The sequence below is a fragment of the Leisingera sp. McT4-56 genome (genome assembly GCF_020514995.1).
Lineage (GTDB): Bacteria > Pseudomonadota > Alphaproteobacteria > Rhodobacterales > Rhodobacteraceae > Leisingera > Leisingera aquaemixtae_A.
The window spans coordinates 1-21,265 of sequence record NZ_JAJALF010000005.1; the positions used below are offsets into that span (position 1 = coordinate 1).

Annotated in this window: 20 protein-coding genes and 1 riboswitch; of the genes, 3 read left to right on the forward strand and 17 right to left on the reverse strand. The window is 62.7% G+C overall.

Features of this window, described 5'->3' with window-relative positions; all coding sequences use genetic code 11:
* Positions 1 to 387: 387 nt before the first annotated feature.
* From LHL23_RS08180 to LHL23_RS08245, 14 genes are all read right to left on the reverse strand, one after another.
* Positions 388 to 771, reverse strand: a complete 384-nt coding sequence (locus tag LHL23_RS08180) for a biopolymer transporter ExbD (RefSeq protein WP_226429471.1) — start codon at positions 769 to 771, stop codon at positions 388 to 390.
* Between the two features lie 5 nt (positions 772 to 776).
* Positions 777 to 1,157, reverse strand: coding sequence for an ExbD/TolR family protein (locus tag LHL23_RS08185; protein ID WP_226429472.1), 381 nt, complete (start codon positions 1,155 to 1,157; stop codon positions 777 to 779).
* The gene (locus tag LHL23_RS08190; RefSeq protein ID WP_222505944.1) at positions 1,154 to 1,795 is read right to left on the reverse strand and encodes a MotA/TolQ/ExbB proton channel family protein; all 642 of its coding nucleotides are present in this window, start codon (positions 1,793 to 1,795) and stop codon (positions 1,154 to 1,156) included. The genes LHL23_RS08185 and LHL23_RS08190 overlap by 4 nt, the downstream gene beginning before the upstream one ends.
* 11 nt (positions 1,796 to 1,806) lie before the next feature.
* Complete coding sequence (locus tag LHL23_RS08195; RefSeq protein WP_226429473.1) at positions 1,807 to 2,808, reverse strand: DUF6925 family protein; 1,002 nt, start codon at positions 2,806 to 2,808, stop codon at positions 1,807 to 1,809.
* Positions 2,801 to 3,457 carry an adenosylcobinamide amidohydrolase gene (locus LHL23_RS08200; RefSeq protein WP_226429474.1) on the reverse strand — a complete coding sequence of 219 codons (657 nt, stop codon included), beginning with the start codon at positions 3,455 to 3,457 and terminating at the stop codon, positions 2,801 to 2,803. Before LHL23_RS08200 ends, LHL23_RS08195 begins: the two co-directional genes overlap by 8 nt.
* The gene (locus LHL23_RS08205; protein WP_226429475.1) at positions 3,457 to 4,212 is read right to left on the reverse strand and encodes an ABC transporter ATP-binding protein; all 756 of its coding nucleotides are present in this window, start codon (positions 4,210 to 4,212) and stop codon (positions 3,457 to 3,459) included. Before LHL23_RS08205 ends, LHL23_RS08200 begins: the two co-directional genes overlap by 1 nt.
* Entirely contained in the window at positions 4,209 to 5,192 is a 984-nt protein-coding gene (locus LHL23_RS08210; protein WP_226429476.1) for a FecCD family ABC transporter permease, read from the reverse strand. Before LHL23_RS08210 ends, LHL23_RS08205 begins: the two co-directional genes overlap by 4 nt.
* The gene (locus LHL23_RS08215) at positions 5,189 to 5,944 is read right to left on the reverse strand and encodes an ABC transporter substrate-binding protein (RefSeq protein ID WP_226429477.1); all 756 of its coding nucleotides are present in this window, start codon (positions 5,942 to 5,944) and stop codon (positions 5,189 to 5,191) included. The genes LHL23_RS08210 and LHL23_RS08215 overlap by 4 nt, the downstream gene beginning before the upstream one ends.
* Positions 5,945 to 6,028: 84 nt before the next feature.
* Positions 6,029 to 7,912 carry a TonB-dependent receptor plug domain-containing protein gene (locus tag LHL23_RS08220; RefSeq protein ID WP_226429478.1) on the reverse strand — a complete coding sequence of 628 codons (1,884 nt, stop codon included), beginning with the start codon at positions 7,910 to 7,912 and terminating at the stop codon, positions 6,029 to 6,031.
* Between the two features lie 158 nt (positions 7,913 to 8,070).
* A riboswitch (cobalamin riboswitch) is annotated at positions 8,071 to 8,279 on the reverse strand.
* 241 nt (positions 8,280 to 8,520) lie between these two features.
* Positions 8,521 to 8,694 carry a hypothetical protein gene (locus tag LHL23_RS08225; RefSeq protein ID WP_226429479.1) on the reverse strand — a complete coding sequence of 58 codons (174 nt, stop codon included), beginning with the start codon at positions 8,692 to 8,694 and terminating at the stop codon, positions 8,521 to 8,523.
* Between the two features lie 369 nt (positions 8,695 to 9,063).
* Complete coding sequence (locus tag LHL23_RS08230) at positions 9,064 to 11,277, reverse strand: glycosyltransferase family 2 protein (RefSeq protein ID WP_226429480.1); 2,214 nt, start codon at positions 11,275 to 11,277, stop codon at positions 9,064 to 9,066.
* The gene (locus tag LHL23_RS23545) at positions 11,267 to 12,460 is read right to left on the reverse strand and encodes an HlyD family efflux transporter periplasmic adaptor subunit (RefSeq protein ID WP_226429481.1); all 1,194 of its coding nucleotides are present in this window, start codon (positions 12,458 to 12,460) and stop codon (positions 11,267 to 11,269) included. The genes LHL23_RS08230 and LHL23_RS23545 overlap by 11 nt, the downstream gene beginning before the upstream one ends.
* 729 nt (positions 12,461 to 13,189) lie before the next feature.
* Entirely contained in the window at positions 13,190 to 13,564 is a 375-nt protein-coding gene (locus LHL23_RS08240) for a hypothetical protein (protein ID WP_226429482.1), read from the reverse strand.
* A gap of 158 nt (positions 13,565 to 13,722) precedes the next feature.
* Positions 13,723 to 14,637 carry a LysR family transcriptional regulator gene (locus LHL23_RS08245; RefSeq protein ID WP_226429483.1) on the reverse strand — a complete coding sequence of 305 codons (915 nt, stop codon included), beginning with the start codon at positions 14,635 to 14,637 and terminating at the stop codon, positions 13,723 to 13,725.
* A 105-nt stretch (positions 14,638 to 14,742) separates the two neighbouring features.
* On the opposite strand from LHL23_RS08245, the gene LHL23_RS08250 reads away from it, so the two are divergent.
* The 3 genes from LHL23_RS08250 to LHL23_RS08260 are packed head-to-tail and all read left to right on the forward strand — an operon-like array spanning position 14,743 to position 17,555.
* Entirely contained in the window at positions 14,743 to 15,579 is an 837-nt protein-coding gene (locus LHL23_RS08250; protein ID WP_226429484.1) for a hypothetical protein, read from the forward strand.
* 2 nt (positions 15,580 to 15,581) lie between these two features.
* Positions 15,582 to 16,337, forward strand: coding sequence for a sulfotransferase family protein (locus LHL23_RS08255; protein WP_226429485.1), 756 nt, complete (start codon positions 15,582 to 15,584; stop codon positions 16,335 to 16,337).
* A gap of 18 nt (positions 16,338 to 16,355) precedes the next feature.
* On the forward strand, positions 16,356 to 17,555 hold the full coding sequence (locus tag LHL23_RS08260) for a Coenzyme F420 hydrogenase/dehydrogenase, beta subunit C-terminal domain (RefSeq protein WP_226429486.1): 1,200 nt from the start codon (positions 16,356 to 16,358) through the stop codon (positions 17,553 to 17,555).
* A gap of 166 nt (positions 17,556 to 17,721) precedes the next feature.
* On the opposite strand, the gene LHL23_RS08265 is transcribed toward LHL23_RS08260, so the two are convergent.
* From LHL23_RS08265 to LHL23_RS08275, 3 genes are all read right to left on the reverse strand, one after another.
* Positions 17,722 to 18,840: a mandelate racemase/muconate lactonizing enzyme family protein gene (locus tag LHL23_RS08265; RefSeq protein ID WP_226429487.1), complete on the reverse strand. Its 1,119-nt coding sequence runs from the start codon at positions 18,838 to 18,840 to the stop codon at positions 17,722 to 17,724.
* 172 nt (positions 18,841 to 19,012) lie between these two features.
* The gene (locus tag LHL23_RS08270; protein WP_226429488.1) at positions 19,013 to 20,131 is read right to left on the reverse strand and encodes a mandelate racemase/muconate lactonizing enzyme family protein; all 1,119 of its coding nucleotides are present in this window, start codon (positions 20,129 to 20,131) and stop codon (positions 19,013 to 19,015) included.
* A complete protein-coding gene (locus LHL23_RS08275) occupies positions 20,128 to 21,222 on the reverse strand; it encodes an alcohol dehydrogenase family protein (RefSeq protein ID WP_226429489.1) in 1,095 nt (364 codons plus the stop codon). The genes LHL23_RS08270 and LHL23_RS08275 overlap by 4 nt, the downstream gene beginning before the upstream one ends.
* Between the last annotated feature and the right edge of the window lie 43 nt (positions 21,223 to 21,265).

The window sequence follows — 21,265 nt, forward strand, 5'->3', positions numbered from 1 at the left end:
CCGCTGCAGCGGGCGGAGGTGGTGGAGGCGGCGGTGATACTTGCCGCGCAGGTGCTGTGTCCGCGGCGGGTGCAGCGGCAAGCACAGGCGAACTGACAGCTGCCGGAGCGTGCGGGGCAGAAGGCGCAGCCGGAGCGGCAGCCTGCACAGGCTGCTGCGGAGGGTCGGCTGGGGCCTTGGCAGGAGCTGGCGTGTGGATCTCCGGCGGACGGGTCCAGTCAGAGACCTGCTGCGCCAGCGCCTCGGAGGCGGCCGCCAGTGTCACTTGCCCGCTGCCGCTGCTGCCGAAGCCGGCTGCCCTTGTGTCGCCCTCGCGCATCGTCAGGAACGGTACGGCATGCAGCACAGCGGCGGCGGCCAGGCAGGCGGGGAACAAGGCGCGCCGGGTCAAGAGCCTGTACCTGTCAGGCTGACAGCCTTGATGCCTGCGTCGCGCAGCCGGGCGATCAGCGCCGCAACCTCGCGGGCAGGCACCCCGGCATCGGCGCGCAGTGTGAGGACCTCAAGTTCTGTTGCCTGCGCCGCAACAGCGGCCAAGGCGTCCCCGCCTTCAGCCCCGGAGAAATGCAGCTGGCCGTCTGCGGCCATGAACAGCACCGCCTCCGGCGTCGGAGGTTCACCACTTTCCAGCTCCGGCGGGGTCACCGCAAAGGGCGCGCGTGGCGCGATTTGTGAGGACAGAAGGAAGAAGATCAGCAGCAGGAACACCACATTGATCATCGGCAGGATTGGCTCGCCTGCTTGCCGCTTCTTGGGTGTTGAGAAATTCATGCCGCTCACTCCATCACCACCAGGCCGGTGAAGCCGGCTCCGGACAGCAGACCTGCCGCATCCATCAGCTGCTGCAGCGAGGCCTTGGTGTCCGGTTGCAGGATGATCGCATCCGATTTCTTGTGGGTCAGCGCAGTCAACCTCTCCGTCAGGGCTTCTTCCTCCACTGGAACCCCGTTCAGCCGCAACCCTTCGGCGGTCACCTGAACCAGGCGTGGCGGCCCCTGATTGGCGCTGCCCGCGCCGTCCATGGCCAATGGCACCACCCGGTCGCGGCCGAATTGCGAGGCGAGCATGAAGAACACCAGCAGAAGAAACACCACGTCGATCATCGGCGCGAGGCTGAGGCGCTTTTTCGCGCGCGGTGTTCCAAAGGCAAGTGTCATTCTGCGGCGTGCCGCAGTGCCGGGCGGGCGGCTGCCGCGGAGAACACACGGGTCGCGGCGTCCTCCATTGCGGCTTGCTCACGCTCAGCCAGCCCCTCGATCCAGGAGGCAAGAGCCGAGGCCGGGATTGCCACCGCCATGCCCGCCGCCGTGGTCAGCAGCGCCTCCCAGATGCCGCCGGCCAGCACCGAAGGGTCAGCGCCGCTGCCGCTTTCCTGCAGGGCCTGGAACGCGCCGATCATCCCCAGCACGGTGCCAAGGAGCCCGACCAGAGGCGCTACGGCGGCAATCAGCTCCAGCGGGCGCAGGCCGCGGCGGAGGCCCGCCAGCTCTGCCTTGGCAATGCGGGTGGTCTCTTTTTCCGCGGTGTCTGGGCTGAACTCAGGTGTCAGAAGCGCCCGCATCGCGGACTGCGTCACCCGGTCCAGCGGCGTGCGGCCTGCGCTGTTGGGCGGGGTGCCCCCCGCACGCCATTGACCGAGCCAGGCGTCAGCCTGCGGTTTGCGCCAGGCACCCGCCTGCGCAAGCCCGATCACCCGCCAGAAGAACAGCGCCAGGGTCAGTACCGACAGCGCCGCGATCACCCACAGGGCGGGGCCGCCGCGGGCCATGAAATCGAGGAGAGGGGCAAGGGACATCGCAGCCTCCGTCAGTGGCCCGGGTTTTCCGGGTCAGTTTGCTCAGTGCCGCGGTCAAAGCGTTCGGCGTAAGCCTCGGTCAGCCGGTTCGGACCATACAGCACCCGCCATTGCCGGATGCCATTACGCCAGCCGGCCCGGCCTTCGCGGGTGCCGGGCTCTACGGTATCCTCAGCCGGAATTTCCGTCTTCAGCAGCTCCCAGACCGCCTGCTTGCCCTGGCAGTATGCTTCGGCGCCCCAAGTGCTCAGCAGTTTCTGGAACGCGTCAAAGGCGGCGCGGTTGAAGACTTTGTCCTCGCCCAGGCGGCCTATCACCGGGTTCTCAGGATGGACGCCGCAGCAGGGCACCCAGCCTTCGGGGATGGGCGTGTTAGCGGAATGGGTGCGCTCGGCACGCAGCAGTTTGGGCAGCACATGGGTGTGCGGGCCTTCGGGGGATTTGCCGCCGGTGTCGGGACCGCCGATCATTTGAAAAACTTCGACCCGGCCAAGGCGGGTCAGCAGCACCCGGTGCGGATGGTGCTTCAGGATTGCCCCCATCGCCGGGTTGCCGTGCTCAAACAGCGAGCGGCCGGCGTTTTCGTTCAGAACTTCCAGCAGTTCCGGGTCGGCGGTGCGGATGCAGAAATCCGCCTGGTACTGGCCCAGCCCCATGTCGAACAGCTGGTCGCCGCGGTCTTCGTCGCGCAGCGCATCTTCGTCGGGGCCAAGCGCGGTCAGCGCACCGCGCTGGTTCATCGCGGCGTCATCATACGGCAAGCACAGCGACACGGCTTGCGTCCAGCGGCGCGGCTTTGGACTGAGCGTCTCACAGGCGACCGGGCGCACGCCCTCCAAGTTGTCGATGCGCACGCCGCCGCGGGGAGTTACCTGCATAAGCCCGGCATGCTCCTGCGGGGCCGGGTCGCCATAGACATGGTGGAACTCGGCAATGGCGCCAAAAGACCCCATGTTCCAGCCGCAATCTTCTTGCATCAGCGCGTCTTTCAGCACCTGTTGAAGCTCAGGCATGTGCTGCCCTCCTGTTGGTTGTTTTCCATTCCAAGGCGCCGGTGTGGACGGCCTGGTAAACGGCTTTGCCGATGGCTTCGCCGGTGGCAGTGTGCAGCCCGGCATAGGGGTTTGCGCCAGCGGGAGCAGCTAGTGCGACGCAGTCGGTTCCGGTGCCGGTCGCCGTTCCGCTTGGCAAAATGATGTCAGCGTCCATCACTGCTGCGGTGCGGGCCTGGACCGCGATGCTCATCGCTTCGATCAGCCCGGCGTGGGTCAGCCCTTCGGAGAGGCGCAGTGCGACATTGATGGTCCCCCAGTTGCGGCCGGCATAATCCATCCGGCTGCCGGCCCGTTCGGCATTGGACAGGCCGACAGTGGCCACTGCATGAGCGCTGATGCCTTCTACAGTGGCTGAGGCCTCGCAATAGCGGCGTACATCCCGCGAGGTCAGGAAAGCCACCGCATCCTCGCAGCCCCTCTGCGACAGTTCACCTGCGAACCACTCGGTGACATCCAGATCACGCGGCAGGTCGCTGTTGCGGACTTCGCGCCACAGGATGCGGCGGGCGGTAACAAGGCCGGGGCGGTTCACAGCCCAGCTCAGCACTTGCATCTCTGCGCCGAGGTCAAACTCGATCCAAGGGCGTTCCAGGGTGACCGTGCCCATTACAGAACCTCCAGCGGCTGGAACACCGGCCCTTGCGCCGTTGTCTCATGCCAGACCGAGATGCCAAAGGCGCGCGCCATCAAGTCCGGTGTCAGCACTTCGGTGGGCGGCCCGTCGGCGAGGATGCTGCCTTCGGCCAGCAGGATCAGCCTTGTGCAATGGCGCGCCGCCAGCCCCAAGTCATGCAGCGAGACCAGCGCGGCGCGGCCTTCGGCAGCGAGGCTGGCAAAGACCTCCATGGTGGAGATCTGATGCGCCGGGTCCAGCCCGGCGGCGGGTTCATCGGCCATCAGCAGCGGCGTGTCCTGCGCCAGCGCGCGGGCAATCAGCGCCCGGGCCTGCTCGCCGCCCGAGAGGCGCGACGCAGCGCGCTGGCGGAACGGGCCGAGCCCCATGCGCTCAATCGACTGGTCGACCAGCGCCTGATCGCCAGGCGGCAGCCGCAGCCCCTGCAGCAGATGCGGCAGGCGGCCAAGCGCCACCAGCCGCTCCACCGGGATCGGCCAGGCGATTTCGCGCGATTGCGGCATCCAGGCCGCCGCGCGGGCGCGCTCTGCCGCGCTCATCTCCGCCAGCGAGCTGTGCCCCTGCGCCGGGATCAGCCCCAGGGCGGCGCGCATCAGGCTGCTTTTGCCAGCGCCGTTCGGCCCCAGCAGGCCGACGAACTCACCTGCTTGGATTTCAATCGACACATCGCGGAGCACCGGGCGGTTCCGCAAGGTGACGGAGAGGTTCCGGACCGAAAGCACGCTCATGCCAGCCCCTTCCGCGTCCTATAGATCAGGTGCAGGAACAGCGGCGCGCCGACCAGGGCGGTGACCACTCCCAGCTTGAGGTCCCGCGACGGCAGGATGATCCGCACCGCAATGTCAGCCAGTTGCAGCATGATGGCGCCGCCAAGTGCCGAGGCCCACAGCAGCCGCGACGGCTGGCCGCCAACCAGCGGGCGCAGGATATGCGGCACCACCAAGCCGATGAAGCCGATAGCACCCGCCACAGCAGTGGCGCCGCCGACAATGGCGGCAGTCCCGACAACCAACAGCAGCCGCAGCCGGTTCAAGTTCATCCCCATGGTCTGCGCCGCATCCTCGCCAAGGGTCAGCGCATCCAGACCCCGCGCCAGTGTCAGCAGGATCGCGCCCCCCGATAGCGCAAAGGGCAGCACCAGCCAGACATGCAGCATCGAGCGGTCCGCCAGCGAGCCCATCATCCAGAACACGATCTCATTGGCGGCAAAGGGGTTGGGCGACAAGTTCAGCACCAGCGACGTGAGCGCCGCCGCCATTGCCGAAATCGCAATGCCCGCCAGGATCAGCGTCAGCGAGCCGCCCTGCGGCCCGGCCAGCGCCATCACCAGAAACACACCTGCCAGAGCACCGGCCAGCGCCGCCAGCGGCAGGCCCAAGGTGAGGCTGGCCGCCAGCCCGGTGTTGATCGCCAGCACCGCCCCCAGCGCCGCCGAGGAGGACACACCGATCAGCCCTGGCTCAGCCAGCGGGTTGCGCAGGTAGCCCTGCATCGCGGCACCCGCCAGCCCCAGCCCACCGCCGATGATCACCGCCAGCAGCGCCCGCGGCAGCCGGATTTCCCGCATCACCAGGGTGAGCGGCCCGTAACCCTCGCCAAACAGAGCGGCCAGGCTTTCGCCGGCGCCCACATCAGCCGGCCCCACCGTGAGCGACAGCAGGAACAGCGCCAGCACCGCTGCGGCCAGAACCAGCATCAGACGGGTCATTCCCGGCTCTCCTTCTCCATGAACAGACGGCGCTCTGCGGCCAGGGTTTCCACCGCGCGCAGCACATGCGGGGTGCCGCAGACCCAATCCGCATCGCGCATCTGCCCGGCGCCGCTGCGGGCGGCCAGCTGCCGCACCACCGGATGCGCCAGATTGTCCTCGCTGCGCGAGGCGCGCGGATAGGGCGACGTGCCGATCAGCAGATCCGGCGCGGCCAACGCCAGCAGTTCCAGCGGCATATGACCGGAGTGCGCATAGCCCAGTTCATCCGCGATATTGCGCAGCCCCGCCGCGCGCAGGATCCGGCCCGCGAGGGTCATACTGCCGGAAGTGAACCCGTTGGCGGCATAAAGCGCGGCGCGTGGCGCCTCCGGCCCTGCTTGCTCCAGCTTTGCCAGCCGCTTGTTGAAGTCTGCCAGCAGTGCGCGGGCCGCTTCTTCGCGGCCCAGAACCTGACCCATCTGCAAGATACGTGCGCGCACATCCTGCAGCGAGCTGGCGGGCTCGAACACCACCACCGGCACGCCAAGACGGCGCAGCATATCCGTGGTGGCAGGTGTCGAATAGGCGCCGGCAATCACTAGGTCGGGCTGCAGCAGATAGATATCTTCGGCCAGCCCGTGGTTGGCGGGATAGGCCATGGCCGCGTCCGCCATGGCCGAGGCGCGTGTGTCCCGCGCGATGTAGGAGACCGAGGCAAGCTGGCCGGGCGCCGCAAGCAGCATCGCCAGCTGGTCAGTGCAGAGGTTCATCGACACCGCGCGCGATGGCCCGGCAAAAGTACCGGTGGCGGCCCATAGAAGAGCAAGGACTATGCCGGGCAGCTTGCGCATGGATCAGAACGAGGCCCGTACGCCGATATAGGCGGCGCGGCCGCGTTTGGCGTAGCCCCAGACGTCCGCGTAGTCCTCGTCGAACAGGTTGGTGACACGCCCGGTCAGCACCACGTTATCCGTCAGCTCATACTGAGCAGCCACATCAACGGTTGTGTAATCCGGCAGCTCAGCGGTGGCAAACGAGCCAAAGAACTGGCTGTCCCAATTGCCTGCCACATGCCGGATGTCCGCGATGACAGAGCCGCGGCCATTGAAAGTATCCAGTGTGGCACTCAGCAGAAGCTCGTGCTCCGGGCGGCGGATCTCGACCGAGCCATCGGGGTTGGTGGCGTCCAGATAGGTGTAGGACAGACGCAGATCGAGGTATTCGCTGGCTTCCAGGCTTGCTGCCAGCTCAACACCCTTGCGATCACTGTCACCGGCTTGGTTGCGGTAGGAGAACGTGGTTGCGTTCACCATGTAGCTCTCGATCTCGCCTGTCAGCGTCTCGTCGAAATAGGTCACATCAACCAGGCCGCGACCTTGAAGGAACGGCACCTCAATCCCGAAATCGAAGCTGCGGTTTTCCTCCGGCTGCAAGTTCGGATTGCCGAGGTAGGTGGTGGAGCCGAATGTGCTGTTGGCAAACAGCTCAAAGTAAGAGGGGTTCACAACACCGGTTCCAGCCGAGCTGTGCAGGCGCACACCGCTGCCTGCAAAAGTGTAAGAAGCACTGGCGGTCCAGCTGGTGGCGTCTTCGAATACGCTGTTGTTGTCGTGGCGCACCCCGAGCTGCAGGTCCAGGCCGTTGGCAAAGCTGCCGCGGTATTCCAGGGCAATCGAATTGGTTTCGCGCGCAAAAGCCGGGTTGGAGCTGCTGGAGTCCTCTTCCCATTCCAGCATTGCGTTCAGAAGTTGGTCTGCTTGATCAGCCTGCTGCCCGTCCAGGCCGAAGCTCAGCAGGTACTTTGCTGCTTCAGTCTTGGTCTCGGTCGGGGTACCGCCATTGAGGGACCGGTCAAAGTCAGTACGTTCGATTGACAGGCGGTGTTTCAGGCGGCCGCCCAATATGTCCAGTTCAGCATAGACCTGAGCCAGTTGCTCATCCCGGTCACTGAATTGCGTCGGATCATCCACGACATAGCTGGCCGCATCCGTTGCGGTGAAGGAGGTGCGGTCGCTGTCATAGCGTTCATCCGACGTGCGGAAGTTGAAGCCAAGTTTCAGCCGGTCGGTGACCAGGTAGTCGCCTTTCAATTGCAGTGTATTGCGGCGGATGCCGTCTTCTTCACCGCCATCGCCCGAGGTGTCATAGCCGTCGTCATTGTCATGGGCGAAGCTGAAGGCGATACCGCCGCGCTCGGTCCGCGACGAAACCCGGGCCGAGGCCCGGTAGCCGTCGGACCCCGCTTCCGCGCTGCCGCCGTATTCCGTGCCGATGCCGCCGGACTTGGTGATGATGTTGATCACACCGGCCGAGGCGTTGGAGCCGTAGAACACCGATTGCGGGCCGCGCAGGACTTCGATCCGCTCGATATTGGCAGTGTCCAGGCCGGACAGAATGTACTCGCTGTCACCGCCCGAGGCTTCGACGCCGTCGATCAGGATCAGCGTGTGATTGGCTTCTGCGCCGCGGATGCGGACCTGAGTAAAGCTGTCGCCGGAGCCGCTCACCATCAGGCCGGGTACCGAACGCAGCGCGTCCTGGACGGTGGTGATGCCGCGATCATCGATCTCCTCGCTGGTCAGGACCGAGACGGAGCGGCCGTACTTCTGGGCCTCGACCGGCGTGAAGCCGCCGGAGACGATGATCTCCCCCAGATCGGTGACTTCTTCATCCTGAGCGGTTGCGTTTACAGGGGCGGCGGCCAGGGCGGCGGCCAGGGACAAGCTTGCCTTGCGCATATTCCATTCCTCCCGGCCCGCGCAGCAAGCACAGGCCAAGCGGCTGCCCATGCCGGGCAGCATGTTCAAATTTTGGTCTTTGGAAGGCTTTGCCCCCGCAGACGGTGAAAACTGCCACCACTACGGAAGTCCGTTGTCCTTGGCGCGCCCCGCACCCGGACAGGGTGATCATCCTGGCAGGTCTCCTGACTTGCGGGTCGAGGCTTTGCCGCGCCTTCCCGCCCCTTGGGGCAGTGGCATATCGCAGCATTGCTCTCCGCTCACAGTTGCGGGGGCAGTCACGGATTCGGCGCCTGTTGGCTACACCTCACCGTGTTCCCTTTTAACCGGGTGGTCTCCCAGCCGGACCAGAATGGCCGGGACTTAGGCAAACTGAACTTATTCTGTCAAGCGCCAAAGTCTAGTGAGGCGGCTTAGAGAGGGCGCCAAAAGGCGTCATCGCAAGAAACTGATTTCGTTAAACTGTTAAAACTGAATACTACTTCGGGAAATGGAGGACTGACGCGGTTAGGCTCAAAGTCCTTACTCGGAAGCAAAGGTGCATACGTATCTCGCAGTATTTGATTAAAGTAGATGAACGCATGCCAGCCTCACTGCCGGCGGTGAACCTAAATCAGTACATCTACCGCAGAACGGCTGCTTTGGTCCTGCCGCGTTGTGGCTTCTTCGATGCTGAGGAACGTCTGAAATGGCTCGGTCAGGCTGATCCCCAGCGTCGGCTGGTCCCGACGCTGGAAACGTAGCTTTCTTCGCGTTGCTGCCGCTGAGATCAGGCGCAGCATTCGGTAGAATTGGGCTCAATTGACCTGCGGCGATGCAGAACAGAATCCTATTGCGGCGTTGCCTGGAGGTCGGCTCCCAACGTTTCACCATGTTCGGCTCGCGCCTGCGGCGAACATCCGGAATCCGCCCGACCTGCATATGCTGGCCCGCCAGACTGGTCACCAGGCATGTGGCCGCTTTGGGCTAGCTGGCGTCATCTGTCCGCTTGGATCTGGTGCAAAACCGCTGCAACCCTGCCGCCGCGATGCCGCATGTCGGCAGCGAGCCCAATTTACTGTATTGCTGCACAGTAGCGATTGTCTGTTCTTTGCTCAACCCTTCGCAGGGTTCAACCAAAGTCATACGAGCAAGCCTGTTTGAGAACTCATTTAAGCAGCGGAACTGTCATTCGTGGCCTCTGCGCGCGCTCGCAGCACCGCACGCCACTCGTCATCCAGTGCTGTTTCAGTCCGCGACTGAAGTTCATGCAGCCAGACGGGCACGACTGGGCGGGCGGCATTCTGACAGGCACTATTGACCGCCGAGACGGCCTGTTGCGAGGCCACAATGCTTTTCAGCATGCTGACCCCTATCCTCCAGTCGTCTTGGCCATCGAACTTGCGCACCCGGTCCTTGGTAAACAGCTTGCGGATCAAGCGCCGCCGTAGCTGTGCTGCGCCCTCCGCCTCCGCAATGCGGTCCGGGTTCCTTTCTTTCCAAGGCTCTGCCAGTTCCTCCGCCGCGGGTAAGGCAAAGGACAGCCCGGCGCGAAGGCTGCCATCTTCTCCCTTGAAGACACGGCGAAGTTGTGCCGGCACTACGCCGACCTGTGCGACATCCACACCGATCCAGCCGCCAGCCTCAGGCAGACAAGAGCGGCCCGCATGCACCTCTACCTGTATACCGTTCAGCGACATGTCATGGCATTTGCCCGCAGCCTGCCCGCCGCCTTCCGTACGCAAGACCACAGGCTCATTCAGTTCGAACCGAACTTCGCTGCGCAGGAGCTGCGGCGTGATGGCGATTTTTGCCACCAGCAGCAGTACGACCATGTTAACCACCGACCAGAAGGCAACGACTGGCATCAGGTGGCTGGAAGCGATGATCTGAAGGTTGTAGCTGGAGTTTATGGCCAGCCCGGAAGTCATCAGGCCGCAAAGCAGAAGGCAGATGGCAACTGTTGCTGTGTCTTGTATTTCCGTCCCTTCGCCGCCTTTGGGGGTGACCTTGAACGCATGGCCGTGCGGTTTCAGCAGCGTGGCGACCACCACGGGCAGCAGCCGGAAGGCTTGCAGAACGCCGTGCGCCATCGTTGCCAGCGGGTGGTATTTCCCCGGTGCAAAATGCCGGACGGCCGCAATGGCTGCGACAATTGCAGGCAGCTGGTAAGACATCACCGTGTCCGCAGACGCATTGACCAGCGGCGGCACTCCCGTGAGCAGGTATATGGCCGGCGTCACCATAGCAATGGTTTGGCCGAATGACTGGGTGATCCAGTGGAACGGCAGAAAAAAAAGGCGTTCATACCATTTCAGGCCAGGACCGCCAAACGGGCCTTCGCGAAGGAACATGATCTGGATGGCGCCGCGCGCCCACCGTGCCCGCTGAATGAAGAAGGCGTTGATGTTCTCCGGGGCCAGGCCAAATGCCAGACGCTCATCCAGATAGCGCGTAATGTAACCTTTACGTTTGAGGGCAAGCGTCAGGAGCATGTCTTCAGTGATCGAGCCAGAGGGCAGCTTGTTGCCGATCTCCTCCAGCGCGCTGCGCCGCACAATGCCGTTAGATCCGCAGCAAAAGGCGCAGTCATACCCGTCGCGTCCGGGCATGATCGCCTCAAAGAAGAAACGCTGGTCGTCGGGCATGACCTTGCTCATGTTCAGCGACGCCTGCATCGGATCGGGGTTGAAAAAGTTATGAGGGATCTGCACGATCCCGATTTTCGGGTCCTCGAAAAACCCCATAGTCCGGTAGAGGAAGTTCCGCTGCGGAATGAAATCCGCGTCAAGAACAAGGAAGAAGGGAGCAGAGGTGCGCGCAACCGCAGCATTGATATTGCCGGCTTTGGCGTGGGCATTGTCGGCGCGGGTCAGATAGCCGGCGCCCAGGCGCTCGCTCATGCGCTGCAACCAACCGCGCCGACCGTCATCCAGCACCCAGACATTGAGCTTTGCCTGCGGCCAGTCCAGCTCCACTGCGCCGACGATTGTCTTCTCTAGCACTTCGGCGGGCTCGTTGTAGGTGGCAATGAAGATGTCGACCTCGGGCAAGTCAATGGGGGCCATGCCGCGCAGCCGCGTCTCGTGCTCGTTCGCTTCCGGAGTGCGGTTGGTGCGGCGAAGCATGTAGGCATAAAGCACCGCGGTATCGAGCCAGGCCAGGATCTCGATGATGAAAACGGTCCAGATAAACAGGCCGGTCACGCTGAAAATACCGGCCGGCAGCACCGTTTCAACCAGCCGCCAGCCGAGGTAGCGCAGGATCACCACTGTCAAGCCCGCCACCACCAGCCGGTCTGCCCAAGCGTTGTTCTGCCACCGGTTGCCGAACAGCAGTATCGCGGCGGTGATCAGCAGCAGGGGAACGAGGGATTCAGCCTGCATCCGGCGGGCCATCCCCGTCAGGAGCGGGCGACGCAGCCAGCGAAGGTGCGATACCGCGCAGCAGTTCCTCAAACCAATGACCCGCGACCGTCAGCATGTTGCCCAATCCGCGGTCGAAGCGCACTTCGGCAGTGCGACCGACATCGCAGAAATTCTGCGCGACTCCGGCCGTTGCCACATTTGCCGGGGCAAGGCGCAGCATGACAGACAGGCTGCCCTCTGTGAGATTTTCCGGCTCAGCAGCGAGCAACCCGGTGGCGCGCTGGCTGCCAGCGCCGCGCAGCGCCTCGACAGTGGCGGGGAAGGTCTCATCCGAGCCGCGCAGCCGCACCCGCGCCATATCCCCGGGGCGGATCGCCTCAAACGCCGTTTCATGCACAAACACCTCGACGAACCTGCGGGAGCAATCAAGAAGTTGCAGGACTTCGTCTCCCGCCGCGATCACCGCGCCCTTGGCAGGGGTTGCAGACCAGACCACGGCGCCGGTGGGCAATTGCGGGGCAAACCGGTCAAGCCGGTCCACCTCCTCGCGCAACGCCTCGGCCTCCTGAAGCAGACCGATGCGCTGTGCGCTAACGCGGGCCTTCCGGCCCTTGAGGTCAGCCAGCCGGATTGCGACCTCATCCCGGCGTTGCCGGGCATAGCTGCCATCCTCTGTTCCCAGCCCTGGGAGGATACCATCCTTGACCCCGGCCATGCTCCGCACCGTCTCCTTGACCGCGGCGGCCAGCCGGATGACCTCGCCGTTTGCCTCGGCTGCGAGCGACGCCGCTGTCTCAGCCTGCGTCTGCGGCACAGACCCATTGGCAGACAGCCGCTCAAGCCTTTGAGCATCCCGCGCCAGCCGGTCCTGGCGTTCGCGCGCTGCCGCCAGCTCCCCGCGCAAACCGCTCAGCTGCGCCTCCAGCACTTGACGGGCAAGCGTTTGGACCTGTTCCATCCTTACCAGAAGTTGCTGGTCCAGCTGCGTAAGGGCGGTAATTTCAGTGCTGATCGAAACCGCCTCCCGGGCCAGGATTCCAATCCTGGCTTCCAGCCGCGCAAGCTCGGTCCGGCTGGAGCGCGACGCCTGAAGTTCTACAATTGCAGTGGCCGGCAGCACTGGCGTTGCGGGCGTGAGCGCGCCGGACATCAGAGCGCCGTCAAAGGGGCTTTTGACGGAAATGATGGGTGCGTTGACCACTGCAGCCCGTGAAATATAATTCGTTGCGTGTGGTGCAAAAATCATGAACGCGGCACCAAGGCAGGCAAGGCCTGCCGCAATCCGCGCCGCTCGCTTCAGTTTCATGGTGGGACCCGGCGCCTGAAAATAAATACAATGGACTATCGCATTGCCGCGTTAATTGTTGATTGCCAGGCGGAGGCCGCCAACCTCAGTTTAGTTAAAATCCCATCAATCAAACCAAATCCAGCCAGGCTTGGAAGTGTAAGCTTGCAGCGCAGGGAGGCGGGATTTCTATTCTAACAAGTTCCACCGGCTCGATGTTTGGCAGACTTCCTTTCGTGCGGACACTAAACGCATGAAATTTATAAGCGGCCTTTGAAAGCTAGCGCAGCGAAAGTCTGTTTCGTCCCGCACTGTGTAAGTTCACCGGTTCCATAACCTCGCGGCCGCAGCGAACGACCGGAACGGCGGGCTGCACCGCAGCACAAAACCTCGGCTGGCTACGTCAAACGACCGAGTTTGCAACGCCCGCTTTCTGCGCAAAGGTGCCGTTAGCTGTGCGCTATCATGGGTTTATATGATTGCGGAGAGGGCAGGTAGGAAACGGCGGTTGCCTGCTCCCGCAACCAACGTTTCCGGCCAAGCCTCCGCAAAAGGGCCGTCTTTTCGGTGGATTTTGCCGCCATTGCGCAGATGTTGCGTGGTAACGAGGTTAGCTGTGAGGCCAATTTACCGGAATCGCACCATTCAAAATGGGTTCAGCGCTTCGGGCCAGCGCCTGGGATGTTCGGTAATCACCAGCAACACATCCGCTCCGGTCAGCGCCTTCCGCGCATCCTGGATCATTCGCAAATTCAGACTGTCGATTTCTGCCGCCGAGACCGGGCGGCCGGGATTGTAATAGACCGTCACCAAGAAAGTACGACCAAGTTTGGTGACCGACATGTCCTGCAGCGCGCCGCCATCCTCGGCGATTGCAGAGCGCAGGCTTCGCCGGGCTGCAGCGACACTCTCAGGGCTGGCGCTGGCACCGGCCAGTTCGCCCAGCCCACCGCGAAAATCCCGAACATAGGAACCGATCGCCAGCAGACAAAGCAGCAGGACTATCACTGAATCACCCACCGGTGCGACCGGTGCCAGCGGACCATCCCGGAACAAGTAGATGGCGCCTAGAGCGCGCAATTAGTCCTTGGCAGATTTCGTACGGGCGCTATCAGAAGAAAACTGTTACGCTGCCGCTGGCGCAAAAGACCTGGTACGGCTCGCAGCAATGTTTTCCTTCACTCTTTCGGGCCTATGCCAGCGGCCATATATTCAAGCAGCTCGAGGCAGCGTTGAGCGGACGGGTTGCCCCGGCCGAACCGGGTAAGCTTTGCATAGAGTCGGGTGTTTCTTGAGTGCCAATCCACGGGCATTTCAACCAAGGACCCCCTAGCAAGATAGGAATCGGCAAAGCTGCGCCAGCCCAGTCCCAGGCCGGCGCCGGCCGCAGCGGCCTCCAGCAGATAGACGTAGCTGTCGAACTCCTCTCTGATCTGCCAGCCAGAAAAGTCAGGATGTGCCCGTTGCCAGTCCCGCCAAGTCATCCAGCCGAAATTGTCCTTGCTCAATTCCAGCAGCGGCGGAGGGGCACTGGAACTTTCGAGCGCTTCTTTCGCCTGCTCGACCAGTTCAAGCGTGCCGACCGGTTTGACTTCCTCCTCGCAAACCACGACGTGCTCTTCCGCCGGAGGGAGTGATGAGTACTCGAACACGATATCAGCTCCAGTATCTATTGCCGACCGGGTGAGGTTGTATTCTGCGGTCAGCAGGCGCAGCTCAAGCTCCGGACCCAGAGCTTTTCGCAACTGGCCGTGGCGCGGCATCAGCAAAAGATGTGAAACCGAATGCGAACAGACCAGGGTGACCAGTTTCCCGGTCCGCGCTAGGCTGCGGACCGAATCCTGCAGCATGTCGAGGCTCTGTACCATCCCAGCATAGAATTGCTGCCCCTTTCTTGTGAGGCGGATGGGTGAGCTTCCCCGGTCAAATAGCAGGGTGCCGAAGCGGATTTCGAGATTGCGGATATGGCGGCTTATGGCGGGCTGTGACGTGTTGAGCTCCTCCGCCGCGCGGGCAAACCCCTGAAGGCGGGCCACCGCTTCGAATGCAGCCAGCGCGTTGAAGGAGGGGAGAGAGTATTTCCGTTCCGGCATATCATTTTCGATATGTCTCCATGGACGCAAAAGCAATGGAAATCCGCGGGAATCCCAGGGAAGCTCCTGTGTGAAAGACACCTTAACCGACCGGCAGATTGCAGCATGGACGAATACGAAAAACCACGTAAATGGGCGGACCCCAAGGTAAAGCTCTTCCCGCACCAGGTGGGCTTTACCTGCCCGCCGCATGACTTCGATGCAGCCCCCTCGGACTTCCTCCGCATGGCGCCGCGCAGTGTCGGCGCCCACGGCTGGATGCTGCATGTGCCAGATTATGCGCACCGGCTGGACCAGCGGAAACGGAACTTCGGCATGCTTGAGGATTTTCTGGAATGCATGGCGAACAATGGTGCCGATGTTTGCGGCCAGGTGGGGTCGAATTGGGTGCATGCCTCCGGCCTTGGGGTCGAAGGGATCCGCCAGCACTGCGAAATGTTGAGCGATAAATACGAGACCCCGTTTCACATGGCCGGCTACGCCATGGTAGAAGCCCTGCGTGCAAGCAAGGTCGAGAAGGTGGCGCTGAATGCCTGCTACCATCCCGCCAGCTGGTATCAGGGCACCGCGGGTTTTCTGAAGGAGGCCGGGTTCGACGTGCTTTGGGCCGGGAACTTCTTTGATCAGGGCTGGTTTGCTTCTCAGCAGGAGGTCGATGACTGCATCTGGTGTTTCGACGAAGAGCTGATCTGGAAGTCCTTTGAGTATACCGCAGAGCAAGCCCCCAATGCCGATGCTTACCTGATCAACGGAATGAGCAATTACCGCCGCTCATCGGACGGGATTGCACAGCGCCCGGTCCATTATGCCGCCGCGCTGGAGGAGCGTCTGGGCAAGCCGGTCATCGGCCATGACATCGCGCTTTACTGGCGGATATTCAAAACTCTCGGCATTGCGCCGGAAACCCCGCTCGGCAGCCTGCTTTCATCTTTGAAGGACTGATCATGCATAAGATTGTTGCCCTTTGGGCCATCCCCCGTTCTACCTCCACCGCGTTTGAGTGGATGATGCGGCAGCGCGGTGATCTGGATTGCCTGCACGAGCCTTTTGGTGAGGCCTGGTATCAGGGCGAAGACCCTCTGTGGCCGCGGTTCAGGGAGGGGGAACAGACAACGCCCGGTCTGACACTGGACAGTGTGTGGGATGATATCCGGGAACGGGCGCGCAAAGGTCCGGTCTTCCTTAAGGACTTTCCGCATTACATCAATCACCTGTGGGACGCGGAGTTCCTGTCGCATTTTACCCATGCTTTTCTGATCCGCGATCCGGCCAAAACCATCACATCGATGCACCACAAGTGGCCCGACTTTGATGAGCTGGAAGTGGGATTTCCCGAGCAGCGGGCCCTGTTCGATCTGCTGACGGCGCTGAATGGCACAACTCCGCCGGTTGTCGACAGTGACGATCTACTGGAATGCCCGGAGGAGATGACACGCGCCTTCTGCGATGCAGTTGGCATCCCCTTCATTCAAGAGGCGCTAACATGGGAAGCGGGGGGCGACCCCTCTGCCCACAGTTGGTGGGACGGAGGGTCGTTTCATGCAAACCTGGCCCAATCCACCGGCCTGATGCCGCAGAGGCGCAAGTACATCGATCTTGAGGACACGCCGGAACGGGTCCAACGGGTGCATCGCCGGATGAGGCCGCACTATGATCACCTGCACAAGCACCGCATATGTGTGCTGCAACCCGCAGGTTAAAGCAGGAGTATTTGGAGGATGCAGCAGCCCGGTTCAGTGAAAGAAGTCGTCAAAACCGGTCTATGCATCGGCTGCGGACTGTGCGAGGCGCTGGCACCTGAACGCTGGAAAATGGCCTATACGCCGCAGGGCCGCCTGCGCCCGTCCAGGATAGGCGCGGGATCTGACGCGGAGATCCTGCAGGCCTGTCCAGGGGTGATCGCCCGCCCCAACAGCAAGGCCGCACCGCGGACGGACACTGTTTGGGGCGGCTATCACCGGATGCAGGAAGCCTGGGCGGTTGATCCTGACACCAGGTTCCGGGCGGCATCTGGCGGTGTCCTGACTGCGCTGGCCGCGCACCTTCTGCGAACCGGCGAGGTGGAATTTATCCTGCATTGCGAGGCTGACCCGCAGGCGCCGATGCGTTCTAAATGGTGTCTCAGCGATACGCCGGGGCAGGTGCTGGACCGGGCCGGGTCGCGCTATGGGCCGAGCGACACGCTGGCCGGTCTGGCCGCTGCGCTTGACTGGGATGCGCCCTTTGCTGTGGTCGCAAAACCCTGCGATGCCGGTGCGTTGCGCGAGCTTGCCAAAACCGATCAGCGGCTTACCCGCAACCTTGTGGCGGTGCTGGTTATGGTCTGCGGCGGGGCCTCGGACCTGGGCAAGTCGCAGGCCGTGCTGGATGAGTACGATCTGTCCGAGGATGACGTCGCTCTGTTCCGCTACCGCGGTTATGGCAACCCAGGGCTGACCCGGATCGAAACAAGCGATGGCCGGACTTTTCAGAAAACCTATGGCGAGATGTGGGCGGACGAAAGCGGCTGGCGCATCCAGACCCGCTGCAAGATCTGTCCCGATGCCTTGGGGGAAGCCGCGGATGTAGCAGCCGCGGATATATGGCCGGATGCCAGCCCTGATGGCGATGACGAAGGCTTCAACGGGGTGATCACACGGACAGCGGCCGGCGAACAGCTCTTCCGTGCCGCGAGCGAAGCAGGGAGCCTGACCGTCGGCGCAGACATCACCCCCCGCCAGTTCGACGCCTTTCAGCCGCATCAGGTCCGCAAGAAACACGCCTTGGCCGCGCGGCTCAGAGGCATGGCCGCCGCAGGCTCCCCGGTATATGAGCATGAAGGTCTAAGGCTGGAAACTCTCGACACCCACGATGCCCAGGAGGAGATGGGAACCCTGCAGCGTGTCCGCGGTGGCAAGTTCCATGAAGAACTTCCGTAGTATGCCCAGCCCAAAGGGTTTGACTTGCGATGAAATTGGCGTACGCCGGACAGCAGCATGTGTTAAGGTCCGCCTTGGTCCGAATTGATCGTTCAGCGGGACTTCCCAGGCAGTGATGCGTACGATCTTCATCGGTGGCTTCTTCTGGTGCTGTGCGCGGTTCCTATCAGGCGCGGATATCATATGTGGCGACGGGCTTGCCGAAGATGCCGGTGTCGGGAGTAACGCCCAACCCAGGTGTATCGGGCGGCGTGGCTTTGCCCCCGATGTTGCGCGCGCCCTGGCCCGGGACCGGATCGACCCCCAGATGATAGTGGCATAGCCAGCTGTCCATGTGATGCTCAGGCGGGGTGCTACTGGCTAGGTGGACCGCCGCGGTGTCAGCCAGGGCGGATCCGCCCAGATCCTCGATATGCATCTTCCAGCCGACGGATACGGCGAAATCGCGCACCTGCAGGGATTTTGTCAGCCCGCCAAGCCGGTTGGGTTTGACCTTCAGCCCCGCGCAGGCATCTGTTTTCCAGGCGCGCAGATGATCGTCGAATGTGTGCAGACATTCGTCCAGCAGAACAGGCTGGCGCACATTTTGGGCGACATAGGCGCATTGTTCCAGCGTTTCGCAGGGCTGTTCGATCCAGCTGCGGGCATCCGACACGGTGTTCAGAACCTGCAATGCCACGCCCGGCAGCCAGGCCCGGTTGATGTCATAAGTCACGAATTCAGAAGGCAGCAGAGCCGAAGTTATCGCCTCGATCCGTTCGATATCGGTTTGCGGGTCGGACCCGCCTAGCTTTGCAGAATGGGTGCGGTACCCGGCGGCGCGCGCTTCGAGGATAAGCGCGATCATTTCATCGGGTGTGCCGGTGGAGATAGAGCTATTGACATGAACCGGCGCGGCTTGGGCCCCGCCCATCAGCTGCCACAGCGGCATTCCGCTGGCCTGCCCCAGAATGTCCCAGCAGGCCATGTCGACCGGGGATTTCACGTAAGGGTGGCCGGGCAGTTGTACATCCATCAGCCGGTTTATGTGCCCAAGGCTGCGGGGGTCTTCGCCGATCAGAGACGGGGCCAGCGTTTCCAGGCCCGCACGGATGCCGGGCCCATGCGCCGGCAGATAGGTATGGCCCCACGGGCAGCCTTCGCCCCAGCCGGTAATACCTTCATCGGTGTCGATGCGCACGAAGGTGGAATCGAGCTTTTCGAATTTCAGCCGCCCGCCGGACAGCCAGTAGGGCTTGGTGAGGGGCAAGTCGAGCTGGTAGACGGTAATGCGCGAGATTTTCATGTTGCTGTCTCCTCTGCCGGCATTTGAGGATTGTCCGCGGCGGCGGTTTCTACCGACCGCCTCTCATGGGGTTGCACTTTGCTCAGCGTCATTTCAGAGGGGCACGCTACTAAAGCTGTTCTGGAGGCCGGAAGCTGCGGTGTGAAATCTGCGGCTTCTGATTTGCTGACAGTCATGCCGACTGCCCCGCAAGCTCGAAAATCGGCGCCCCGAGATTATCAAAGTCCGGCGTCACGCCCAGCCCCGGAGTGTCAGAGGCATAGAGCTTGCCATCACGCACAGCCGGTCCGCCGATCCCGGTGTTGCGCGTGTTGTAATTCATCAGATCCGTCGAGTTGATCAGCATTTCCTCTGGCGTGGAGGCGGCGAAATGCGCCACCGCCGAGGTCGTGATCTGACCTCCCCATGTATCTTCGGAAACCACCGGTATGCCATGGTCGATCAGGAAATCACGCACCCGGCGGGCTTTGGACAGGCCGCCAAGGTTGGAGATCTTCAGGCAGCAGACCTCAGCCCCGCGGTCATTCACGATGCGGCGGGCCATTTCGATGCCGGTCACGCATTCGTCCAGCTTCATCGGCTGCTCCGCTACACGGCGCACCTGCTGGCATTCGTCATAGCTGTGACAGGGTTGCTCCAGGATAAAGTCCAGATCGCGGGTCGCGCGTGCCACACGGATGGCATTGTCGACACGCCAGCCCTGGTTCGCATCGGCCATTGCCTTCTCACCCGGTTTCAGCAGCGGCACGCCTTCGCGGATGCGGTCGATGTCGGTGACCCAGTCGCCGCCCACCTTGATCTGAAACTGCCGGTAGCCCGCTGCGCGATACAGCTCCATCTCGGCAATGGTTTCTTCCAGCACAGGTTTTTGCGGCACAACCCGGTACATCGGCGCGCCATCGGTGAGCTTGCCCCCCATCAGCATCCACACCGGTTGGTTGGTGGATTGCCCAAGAATGTCCCAGCAAGCCGCATCAAAAGGAGCCTTGGCATAGCCATGGCCCTGCACGGTTTTATCCATCAGCCGTTCGATCCGGTGCAGCTGGCGCGGGTCTTCCCCGAGCAGGCGCGGCACTGCTAGGCGGGAAAACGCCTCCACCCCTTCAGAATGGGCAACCATGTAGTTTTCGCCGCAAGGGGCGAACTCGCCGCAGCCTTGCAGCCCTGCGTCAGTATCAATCACAACCACGGACGACATCGAGGTGGTTATGGCGTAGCCCGCCCCCCAGCCATAGGAGCCGCCGACATATGGCAGCGGAGTCTTGAATACTCGAATGCGTGTTATTTTCATGGTGTCACCACGATGTTTCCGATGTGCGATTTAGTCATGAAGGCCTGTTGCGCAGCGGCCAGATCGCGCAGCGGATACGTTTCCGCCAGAAGCGGCTTCAGGGCGCCGGTCTCGATCATGCCGACGACGCGCTGCATGGTGCCGGGCGGGCAGATCGTGGCGCCCGTCAGCTGCAGGTCCTTGTAAACCAACTGGCGCAGGTCGAATTCCGCCATTTGCCCGGCAATGCAGCCGGAGGTTGAATAGCGGCCGCCCTGGCGCAGTGCGTTGATCAGCGGCATGAACATCGGCGCACCCACCACATCGAGAGCGATATCCACCGGCCCAGCGGCAGCCTTGCGGATTGCCGCTTCCAAATCGGGCGTGTTGCGGTCGATGACGATGGCAGCACCCAGTTCCAGTAGCAGCGCCGCCTTGGCTGGGCTGGCCACCGCGATCACCTTGCAGCCCCGCAGCCTACACAGCTGAATGGCGGCGGAGCCGACGCCACCCGATGCGCCGGTGATCACCACGGTCTCGCCAGGGCGCGGCGCGGTGCGCTGCACAAGGTTTTCGGCGGTGGTGTAGGCGCAGGGGAAGGTGGCCAGTTCCGCATCGCTGAGTGTGCTGTTGACAGGAACCGCGTTGGCCGCACGCACTATGGTATATTCGGCAAAGCCGCCATCGGCTTCGGATCCGAAGTAGCCGGAGTTATCCGTGTTGAGCCAGTCACTATGGCCTAGCAGCCAAGGGTCGATCATGACCCGCTCACCGATCCGCGCGGCTTCTACGCCTTCCCCGACGCCAACGATTTCACCAGCAACATCCGCGCCCTGAATGACCGGAAAGTTCAGGGATCCGCTGCCCCAGGTGCCGTCACCGGCATCCGCTTCCTCAAAGCCGTCCGTGCTGCCGTTGCCCAGTTCGGCATCGACAGACTTGGAATACCAGGCGGTACGCGTGTTGATATCTGTGTTGTTCAGCCCGCAGGCACCGACCTTGATCAGAACTTCGCCCTTTGCGGGCTGCGGCGTCGGCACTTCTGTGTACACCAGCTTGTCAAGCCCGCCGTGGCCTGTCAACACAACTGCTTTCATCGTTTGCGGGATCATCCCGGCCTCCCTGGTTTTCTTTGATATGTCTTTCTATCGGCGT